The sequence below is a fragment of the Mesorhizobium sp. M2A.F.Ca.ET.067.02.1.1 genome (assembly GCF_004023285.1).
Taxonomy (GTDB): domain Bacteria; phylum Pseudomonadota; class Alphaproteobacteria; order Rhizobiales; family Rhizobiaceae; genus Mesorhizobium.
The window spans coordinates 1-8,694 of sequence record NZ_RZSB01000196.1; the positions used below are offsets into that span (position 1 = coordinate 1).

The window sequence follows — 8,694 nt, forward strand, 5'->3', positions numbered from 1 at the left end:
ACGTAGGACTGGTCGGCCGAACCATTGGCCGATTTCAGCGCCTCAAGATCGCTCTTGTGCTTCGCGTCCGTTTCGGCGGGAATCTGCAGTTTCTGCTCGCCGGCGATCGACTGCAGCTTGGCGTTGGCCGCGCCGTGATCAGTTATCATTTTCTGGGCGAACTCATTGACAGCCTGGTCCTTCGCCTTGCCCTGGACGATCTTGCTGGACTCGACCTCGAAGATCCCGCCTTCGGCAGCCTTGTTGACGAAATCCTGCGCCTTTTCGGCACTGAGCGCCGGATGGGCAAAACCCAAGGCGACGCCCGTGCAGAGCGCGGCCGATAACAAACGCAACTTCATAGATGATGTCCTCTAACGCACTGAATTGTGCTCAGAGGCAAACAGAAGGCCGCCGCGTTTGTTCCAACTCCAACTCGATTTCGGTGTACGCTGATGAGCTTCGCAGCTGCGTCGGGCCTAGAGGCTGGGAAGATTTCGATATGCACGGCCTCCTGCGCTGACGGGGCGCAGAACGCGCAGCTCAATTCTCCGGAGCGAAGCTTACGGCCTCGACATTGTGCCCGTCCGGGTCAAGCAAGAAAGCTGCAAAGTAATCCGGCGCGTATTGGGTGCGAATGCCAGGAGCGCCGTTATCGCGACCTCCGGCTGCAAGGCCTGCCTCGTAGAACGCGTATACCATCGCGCGGGAGCCGGCGCGGAACGCCATGTGGATGGGTCCAGGTGGTGGCCCGAATGCCCCGATCCAGAGACGACCGGAGTAGCCGCCCAACATGGCCCAGCCCTCGCCAGATTCCAGCACGCCAAGATCGAGAGGTGCGAACACTGCTTTGTAAAATGCGAGCGATTTCTCAAAGTTCCCGACATTGAAGCCGATGTGGTCGAACATGCTCCTATCCTCTGATTGACCCAACTTAGTAACGCTTAGCTTTGGTGATCTGTCACTCGGGCGGCTGACGGTCGGACACCTCTTCGATCTTGTCCAAAACTGCCTCCGGCGCCACATCGCGCTTGAGTTCCTTGATCTCGTGATCCGCGTCGGTATCTATGTTGAGACGCTTGGCAATCTCCTCCACCAGCTTGATGAGCTTGGTGGTTTCATGCTCGTTAAGCAGGCTGACCTGCAGATCGAGGTCTGCCCTGGAATTATCCTCCGCGGCCATTCGGTTCTGATTGATGAGCACGAAGGTCGAGAGGAAGATGGCCTCGACCGAGGCGAACATGGCCAGGATGACCAGTGACGGGTCCCAGGGTCTGACGGAGCTCAGGATGCCCACATTGAGGGCGATCCAACCGGCGAAGAAGGCAACGTGTAAGTAGACGAAGACCATGCTTCCGGCGAAGCCGCTGATCGCTGCGGCCGCGCGCTCCTCCAGCGTCGCGGCCTTGGCTTCGCGTTTTCGCCTCTCGATCAGCGCCTCAATGTTTCGCGCCAGGGCAGGGGCGAGGCCTTCCGGCGCCGGCTTGGTTGGCGTGAAATATCTGTTGCTTTTCGACGCGGCCATCCGTTCTAGTCCAGTCTCTTCGGTCTAGCCAGCCTAACTCGCCGATTGACAATTCGCTCCATTGAACCTTCTCAGCTGGCAACACGTGGCAGAATGCTTGTCTGCGATCACTGGCGTCGCGGCACAACGGGTTGCCTCTTGAGCCGGCTTTGCTCTGGGATCAGCCCGACCTATTTATCGGATATGCCAGGGCGCCGAAAAACCGAACCTACCGCCAAGTTGATAGCTGAGTGGCCGCTTTCGTCGGCGGCCACCTTGGGATCGTCGATGCGGGCGAGGGGCATCTTCCTCGAGATACGCGCTCGCCTTCCTGCGCCCCTGAAAAAGCTGCTTCACATTGAATCTCGGGTGCTCACCTTGCGCCTCCCGGAGGGCTCGGATGCCGATGTTGAAGCGGCAGCGGTGGTCGTATCCAAAGCCATGCGCGACATCGCAGACCTGCCGGTCATCCCTCGCGAGGTCGAGGATATCCTGACGATCTCGTCCGGCGAGCGGCACCGCTGGCTGAAGGACGGTCGGCTTCAGAGCGCCGGGACGCGAACCGTGAAACTTCGCGGCCGGGCGAGGAAGATCACCTTCCACGTGTTCGACCCTCGCCACATCGAGGATGTGCTTGACCGCGATTTGGTCACCGTCTGGCGTGATGTAGACGCGGCGACAGCTGCCGAGAACCGGAGACGCGCCGCCGCAAGGGCGGCTCTGAAGCGCTCCCAAAAGAATCGCGCTGGGGCCGCAAATCACACCGACGTGAGCCGGGACGATGCGCCCCGCCTGAGAGGCTGGGAAGATTTCGATATGGACGGCCTTTTGCGCTGAGGGAATTACCCGCCGGCGTGCTTCCAAGCGAAGAGTATATCAATCGCCGAGATGGACCGTCGCTGCTAGTGCGTTTCACCGTTTCATAGAAACGGCGAAACGCCCTATCTATTTGTTTTTTTTACGCAATTCCGGACGGAAAACCGCTCACACTTTTCCTGGAATTGCTCTAGCCGAAGCCGGGCCCCTATCGGCGGCGGTTGTTGCTACCCTCAAAATCACGATCCTATCCGGCGATACATGAAAGCATCGTCTCCGGCGGTATTGCTGCGCCGCGTTTCACCGACCAAGGCGGCCATACGGGCGTGCGCTGTCGACTTGATGCAGGCTGGATCTGTTGCAGCGGCATCGCCGACAATCGCTAATGCCTGACACCGGCAGCCGCCCCAGTCGACCTCGCGACGCTCGCAGCTTCGGCACGGCTCCCGCATCCATTCGGTGCCGCGGAAGGCGTTGAAGGCCGGTGAGTCGGTCCAGATTTCGGCGAGGCTGCGGTCTCCGAAGCGCTCGAAGCGCAGCGAGGGAATCGTCTGCGCTGCATGGCACGGCAACACGGTGCCGTCGGGGGCCACCATGAAGGCGTCGCGTGCCCAGCCGCCCATGCATGGCTTGGGGTAGATGGCGAAGTAATCCGGCGTGACGAAATCGATGGTCATGATGCCGGCGAGCTCTTCCTGGGCAGCCGCGACGATGTCGGCCTGCCGGTCGACCGCGGCACGGTCGGGCATCAGCAAACTGCGATTGGCTAGCGCCCAGCCGGCATATTGGACATTGGCGATCTCAAGCCGCTCTGCACCCAAGGATAGGGCTAGGTCGATGAATCCCTGCACTTCCTCGCTGTTTTGTCGATGGATCGGCGCGTTGATGGTGAGCGGCAGCCCGGCCGCGCGGGCGCGGTGCGCCGTCTCCAGCTTCTTCTCATGGCCGCCCCGGTGGTTGCCGATACGATCGGTGGTCACTGGGCGGGCGCCCTGGAAGCTCAGTTGCAGGTGGTCGAGACCGGCTTCGGCAAAGGCCTCGATGCGGCCTGCGGCAATGCCGACGCCGGCGGTGATGAGGTTGGTGTAGACGCCGCGCGCCGAACATCCTGCGATCAGTTGCTCGAGGTCGCGGCGCAGTGTCGGTTCGCCACCGGAGAGATGCACCTGCAGGACGCCGAGATCGGCGGCCTGCGAGAAGAGATCGAGCCAGGTCTGCGTGTCGAGTTCGCGGTTGGCCTTCAGCAGTTCGAGCGGATTGGAGCAATAGGGGCACTGAAGCGGGCAGCGATGCGTCAGTTCCGCCAGCATGCCGATCGGAGGCAGAATGGGCTCGCTCACAGCTTCACCAAAAGCTTGTCCGACCATTCCTGCAGGAAGCGGATGACATCGTCCGCCATGTCCTGCGGATCCGCGTCGTAGTCGGCCGCAAGATCGGCGATGATGCGCTCGACGGTTGATTGCCCGTCGCAGCGGCGCAGTATGTCGAGACTGATGTCATTCGGCCAGAACACCTTCTCCGGCGCAAGCACGGCGAAGGCCAGTCGCACGGGGTCGTGCTGGATGCGCACATGCCTGGGCAGCGATGGCGCGGAGCGCAACGACGCGATGGCTCTTTCGCGCAGCGCCGTCATGAAGCCGTCTCCGGGCGGAAGGCGCCGGGCGGTATGTTCCCCGGCGCGCCATAGGCATGCTGGAGCGCATCGAGCATGGCCCACAGTATATCGCATTTGAACACCAGCGCATCGATCGCCTGCTGCTGGCGTTGGGGCGTGTCGGCGTGGACCAGCACATAGGCGAGGGCGAAGTCGGCGTCGCGCTTCGCCTGCTCCGGTCGCTGCGTGAAATAGGCCAGCGTGTCCTCGGTGATGTAATCGTATCTGGCCAGCATCGCTGCCATGCGCTCGCCGATGATGGCCGGCGAGAACATCTCGGTCAGCGACGACGCGACCGCCTCGAGCAGCGTACGGTTGGTGCAGAAGGAGAGATAGGCGCCGACGGCGAAGCGGGTCGCCGGCAGCGCCAGCCTTTCGCTTTTGACCGCTTCGGCATCGAGCCCGAGCGAGGTCGCCAGATGCAGCCAGCGCGCGATGCCGCCACTCCAGCCGTCCTCGCCGTCATGGTCCTCGATGCGCTTGCGCCAGGCGGCGCGAAAAGCCGGATCCGCCGCACGTGCGACGATCATAGCGTCCTTGCGCGGAATCACGGCCTGGTAACAATAGCGGTTCAGCGCCCAGGCCTGCATCTCGGCCTTCGACAGGGCGCCTGCGGTCATTCTGTGATGGAAAGGATGGCGGTTGTGATAGCGCTCTTCGCCGATCCGCCGCAGCACGGCCTCAAGCTCGCTCTTCGACAGTCCGTCTCGCGCCGCGTCGTGGAAATCGCTCAAAATTCCATCTCCATGCCATCGGCGGCGACTTCCCAGTCAGCCGCCTTGACCGCCGCGTGCTCGGCGGAACTCTCGTCCAGAACAGGATTGGTGTTGTTGACGTGGATGAAGATACGGCGACCGATCTTCACATCGGCCAGACCAGCGATCGAACCCGCTTCTCCCGACATTGCGATATGGCCCATGCGTGCACCGGTTTTCTGGCCGACGCCGGCCGTGATCATCTCGTCGTCCGTGTAGACGGTACCGTCGAACAGAAGGCAGGCGGCTCCGGCGAGGCGCTCGCGCAGCGCGGCATCGATACGCGCGCAGCCCGGAACGTAGAAGACGGCGCCGCGACCGTCGGCCCCGCTGATGCGGACGCCGATCGTGTCGCCCGTGCCGGAGCTGAAATCGGCGTCCGGATCGCCTCGTTGCTCGAGATAGAGCGCGACCTTGCCGGGCACGGGAAAGGCCTCGATGACAACGCCGGTCTCATGGCCGTCCGCGCCGCAGATCGCCATCTCTTCCGTCGGCGCCAGGAGGCGCCGGGGCACGATCGTCGGATCGAGGACATTGAAGATCGAATTGGCCTCCAACGTCGCCAGCACCTGCGCCGTCGCATAGATCGCGAAAGGCTCTCGCTCACGCAGGCTGAGCAAGCCGGCGACATGGTCCACATCGGCATTGGTCAGCACCACAGCGCGGATAGGCGTCGAGCGCAGCGGTGCGTCGACCGCGGGCTGCAGCTCGGGCGTTTGCGCAATCTGCTGACGGATGTCGGGCGATGCGTTGAAGAGAACCCAACCTGTTCCGTCCGCCGATACGGCGACGGACGATTGGGTTCGGGAGCGCAGACCGGGCACACCGGCGCGGGCCGCGCGGCTCAGGCGATAATTGCAGTTCCATTGCGGAAAGCCGCCTCCCGCCGCCGATCCGATGATCTTCACGCGCATGGCAATGCATGCCCCGCGGGCCAACTGACCGGCGCCACTTTTGCGGCTGCGGTCGATTTGCGTCCGCGTCTTCTGATATCGCAAAGGATTGCATGCCCCGTTGAGCAGGGCATGCAATTCACGGGCTACTTTTTCCGCCGGATTTCAGCAGGCAGATATCGCGAAATTTCGAAGCCCGCCGCCACCTGACACATGGTTGGTTTCTTCCAGGTCTTCTTCATCGAGTTCTCCTTTCTGCAGCTCGCACGGAGCGACGGCGCCGCCAATGCAAAGTGTTGGGCGTTGCTAGGCCGCCTGCAAGGCACGTTGATTGGCGTCGCTCTCACCAAGAGCGTTGAGCGCCTCGTCGGTTGCCGATTCTTCCTTCAAAGTCTGCCGGAGCAACGGAAGAGCATCCTTGAGGCCGAGCTGTTCGGCCCATGCGATCAGCGTGCCGTAGCGCGCGATTTCATAATGCTCGACTGCTTGGGCGGCGCCAACCAGCCCTGCGTCAAGCGCCGGCTCGTCCTTGTACTCTTCGAGGATTTCCGAGCCCTCCTCGATGATGCCGTCAATGGCCGGGCAGGTCTTGGCCCTGGCCGGCTTGCCGAGCATGTCGAAGACTTGCTCCAGGCGGTCCACCTGGTCTTCGGTTTCCTTGAGGTGCTTTTCGAAAGCGGCGCTTATCTTTTCGGACTGTGCTGCTTTCGCCAGCTTTGGCAAAGCCTTCAGGATCTTCTTTTCCGCGTAGTAGAGGTCTTTTAGTCCGTCCAAGAACAGGCTTTCCAAGCCGTTCGAGGTCGCGGACGAAGCTTTTTTTGGCATCTTAGGTCCTCCTTGGGTGTAGGGATGTGCCTGCGGCACTCTTCCTAATCCGCCCGGAGACCCGAAGTTCCGACAAGAGTGTCATCATCGCTGGCGCCGTACTCTCAACGACTTGGCTCTGAAGGCAGTCCGGTCGATGAAGAAGTTAACTTCCGCCTTGTCCGACATCGCGCATTCGCTCGATTTCCTCCGGCTCTTTGTCGTCCATTCCGGCGATCTCGTTGCGAGCCTTGTCGTTGGCCTTGATCAGCTCATCGAGCTTCGCCTGCAGCGCTTGGGTGTCGCGATGCTCGGCCCTTTGAATAAACAGCGTCATTGCCCAGGTGACCAGCGTCGCGGCGCCATGCCAGTCAAGCGTCTCCCGCTCGAAGAAGTACCAAGCAACAGTGTAGCCGCCCAAAACCAAAAAGGCCGCCGGTCGGGACGTCAGTGTGCCGACTTTGGTCAGCGCTTCTCGAAGCTGCAATGTTGCCATGCCTGCGAACGGCTGAGAGCAATCCGGGTTCCCGCTGGATATGTTGGGCTGCAACCTAACTCGAGGCGGCAACGTCCCCCTCGTGTCAATCGCTCTCGCCGTGGAAAGCCATCGAGCAGATTGCCAGAGTGTTCAAGCTCCCCACGGTGCGGCGATCCGTTCATTCCTCGCGGTCTAGGATTTGCGGGAACATCGGCGTCATCGTTCAGTTATCTCGCGTCAAGGAGGAGGTGCTCATGAACGCGACGAAAGAATTCCTGCGCAGCTGGCTGGAGGAGAATGTCGGCAACTTGCCAACCGACACTGAGATCAGCGTTCCGATGCTGGCGCAGCAATTCGAACAGGACGCCGACGCCGCCGGTTACGGTCGCGAGGTGCGGGAGCAGGAGGTCGGCAATATTGAAGACGCCATCCAACGCGCGCTGGACAAAATCGGCGAGGAAAACAGAGGGTCGGAATCCAGTCCCGATGAAGAGAATTCGCTGGTGCCTGTGATCGACGCCCTGGAAGCCGTTGAGCATGAACAGGGTGATACCGAGGGGTCCGGCAGGCCGGCCGACTAGTCTAGCGGATCTCCTTGGTAAGCGCCGCGATTACCGCGTCCAGAACCGCCTTTGGGCAGGTCTCTCCTTCGCGCAGCGCTTCGAACAATGAGGTCACCACGCTTTCCAGCGTTTCGCCGTGATCCTTCGACAGTTTCGAAGCTGCTTGCGTGAGCGCTTCGAATTCCAAAAGGCTGAGTGGAGAGTGGCGCGTCATGGTTCCTCCATCGCGAGGCGGACGCAGCAGGCAACCGGACGCTTGCCGCAGTCGTAGAAGTGCAGCGGTTCAGCCTCAACCACATTTGTTGCAGTAAGCAGCCGTTGGTTCTGCCCGGTTGCGGAAGGTGGCGAGGCCGGTCGCGCCGCGCACGGAACAAAGGGCGGCCACAGAGGTTTGGACCCTGCTTCCAACCTGCCCGGAAGCTAGCAGACATCCGACCAAAGCGGAGAAGGTGCTCAATGACGAAGTCGCGCCAAAACGACGATACTGTGCGATCCACTCCAAGCAGTGGTAGGACCGTCCAGCAAGCAGGAGCGGACAGGGATTCGCCGCAAGAAGATCCGGTTGAAGGCTCGCGGAAGGTTGTGGATCGCGAGCTCGCCCGGCAAAAGCTGTCGGGCGGGACTGATAAGAAGGAGGCCGAGCAAAGCCTGCGCGACCAAACCGAGGAAGAGACTGATCTGCCTCAGAAAGGGTCGGCCTGATAGCAAGCAGCCCACCACTGCAAAAAGTCCCCTGCTTTCGCACCCCCGCCTAAATTCCAACCATGACGGCAAAGTCCAGGAAGAACCTGCTTCTGTTGCTTGCGGCCGCAACGTTCGGGCTGGCGCTCTATAACAATCTCCTGGCGAGACGGGCGTTGGCCGCACGTCCGCTCGGGCGCTTCATCCATCTCCGGGGAACGAAGCTGCATTTCCTGGAGGCGGGCCACGGGCAACCGCTTCTGCTGTTGCACGGCAATGGCGCGTCGGCGGAAGACTTCACGACAAGCGGCATCTTCGGCAGGGCCGCCGCCAGACATCGCGTACTTGCCTTCGACAGGCCCGGCTTCGGCATGAGTCCACGCCCGGCCGGCAGACCTTGGACAGCAGCTGCCCAGGCCGACCTCATCGATGCCGCGGTCGCGAAACTCGGCATCGAGCGCTACATGGTTGTCGGCCATTCCTGGGGGGCAGCGGTGGCGCTCGAAATGGCGCGCCGGCATCCCCGGTCGGTTGCCGGCGCCGTTGTCGTCGCCGGCTATCATTACC

The 8,694-nt window shown here is 61.8% G+C and carries 15 protein-coding genes; 4 read left to right on the plus strand and 11 right to left on the minus strand.

The annotated features are described in order from the left end of the window. The 3 genes from EOA28_RS15495 to EOA28_RS15505 all read right to left on the minus strand — a co-directional run. A partial coding sequence (locus tag EOA28_RS15495; protein ID WP_148670726.1) for a DUF4142 domain-containing protein occupies positions 1 to 341 on the minus strand: 341 nt, incomplete at its 3' end. Positions 342 to 522: 181 nt separating this feature from the next. After that, the gene (locus EOA28_RS15500; protein WP_127249191.1) at positions 523 to 888 is read right to left on the minus strand and encodes a VOC family protein; all 366 of its coding nucleotides are present in this window, start codon (positions 886 to 888) and stop codon (positions 523 to 525) included. A gap of 52 nt (positions 889 to 940) precedes the next feature. Further along, positions 941 to 1,504: a DUF1003 domain-containing protein gene (locus tag EOA28_RS15505; RefSeq protein ID WP_127249192.1), complete on the minus strand. Its 564-nt coding sequence runs from the start codon at positions 1,502 to 1,504 to the stop codon at positions 941 to 943. Between the two features lie 183 nt (positions 1,505 to 1,687). On the opposite strand from EOA28_RS15505, the gene EOA28_RS15510 reads away from it, so the two are divergent. Beyond that, positions 1,688 to 2,320, plus strand: coding sequence for a hypothetical protein (locus EOA28_RS15510; protein WP_127249258.1), 633 nt, complete (start codon positions 1,688 to 1,690; stop codon positions 2,318 to 2,320). Positions 2,321 to 2,538: 218 nt separating this feature from the next. Here the strand turns inward: EOA28_RS15510 and pqqE are convergent, their stop codons facing one another. The 7 genes from pqqE to EOA28_RS15545 form a co-directional block, all read right to left on the minus strand. Then, positions 2,539 to 3,639 (minus strand): pyrroloquinoline quinone biosynthesis protein PqqE, encoded by a 1,101-nt coding sequence (gene pqqE, locus EOA28_RS15515; protein ID WP_127249193.1) that lies wholly within the window; start codon positions 3,637 to 3,639, stop codon positions 2,539 to 2,541. Then, positions 3,636 to 3,932: a pyrroloquinoline quinone biosynthesis peptide chaperone PqqD gene (gene pqqD / locus EOA28_RS15520; protein WP_127249194.1), complete on the minus strand. Its 297-nt coding sequence runs from the start codon at positions 3,930 to 3,932 to the stop codon at positions 3,636 to 3,638. Before pqqD ends, pqqE begins: the two co-directional genes overlap by 4 nt. Then, positions 3,929 to 4,687 (minus strand): pyrroloquinoline-quinone synthase PqqC, encoded by a 759-nt coding sequence (gene pqqC, locus EOA28_RS15525; protein ID WP_127249195.1) that lies wholly within the window; start codon positions 4,685 to 4,687, stop codon positions 3,929 to 3,931. The genes pqqD and pqqC overlap by 4 nt, the downstream gene beginning before the upstream one ends. Further along, positions 4,684 to 5,622: a pyrroloquinoline quinone biosynthesis protein PqqB gene (gene pqqB, locus EOA28_RS15530; RefSeq protein WP_128315024.1), complete on the minus strand. Its 939-nt coding sequence runs from the start codon at positions 5,620 to 5,622 to the stop codon at positions 4,684 to 4,686. Before pqqB ends, pqqC begins: the two co-directional genes overlap by 4 nt. Before the next feature lie 125 nt (positions 5,623 to 5,747). After that, positions 5,748 to 5,843: a pyrroloquinoline quinone precursor peptide PqqA gene (locus tag EOA28_RS15535; protein ID WP_126064473.1), complete on the minus strand. Its 96-nt coding sequence runs from the start codon at positions 5,841 to 5,843 to the stop codon at positions 5,748 to 5,750. A 64-nt stretch (positions 5,844 to 5,907) separates the two neighbouring features. After that, positions 5,908 to 6,426 carry a ferritin-like domain-containing protein gene (locus EOA28_RS15540; protein WP_127249259.1) on the minus strand — a complete coding sequence of 173 codons (519 nt, stop codon included), beginning with the start codon at positions 6,424 to 6,426 and terminating at the stop codon, positions 5,908 to 5,910. A 145-nt stretch (positions 6,427 to 6,571) separates the two neighbouring features. Then, entirely contained in the window at positions 6,572 to 6,901 is a 330-nt protein-coding gene (locus tag EOA28_RS15545) for a low affinity iron permease family protein (RefSeq protein WP_127249197.1), read from the minus strand. Positions 6,902 to 7,137: 236 nt separating this feature from the next. Here EOA28_RS15545 and EOA28_RS15550 point away from each other — a divergent pair, with 236 nt between their 5' ends. After that, positions 7,138 to 7,464: a DUF768 domain-containing protein gene (locus tag EOA28_RS15550; RefSeq protein ID WP_127249198.1), complete on the plus strand. Its 327-nt coding sequence runs from the start codon at positions 7,138 to 7,140 to the stop codon at positions 7,462 to 7,464. Between the two features lies 1 nt (position 7,465). Here the strand turns inward: EOA28_RS15550 and EOA28_RS15555 are convergent, their stop codons facing one another. Then, positions 7,466 to 7,660, minus strand: coding sequence for a hypothetical protein (locus EOA28_RS15555; protein WP_127249199.1), 195 nt, complete (start codon positions 7,658 to 7,660; stop codon positions 7,466 to 7,468). A 242-nt stretch (positions 7,661 to 7,902) separates the two neighbouring features. On the opposite strand from EOA28_RS15555, the gene EOA28_RS15560 reads away from it, so the two are divergent. Next, positions 7,903 to 8,148: a hypothetical protein gene (locus tag EOA28_RS15560; protein WP_127249200.1), complete on the plus strand. Its 246-nt coding sequence runs from the start codon at positions 7,903 to 7,905 to the stop codon at positions 8,146 to 8,148. A 62-nt stretch (positions 8,149 to 8,210) separates the two neighbouring features. Continuing rightward, positions 8,211 to 8,694, plus strand: a 484-nt coding sequence (locus tag EOA28_RS15565; RefSeq protein ID WP_128315025.1) for an alpha/beta fold hydrolase, incomplete at its 3' end; no start/stop codon positions are given.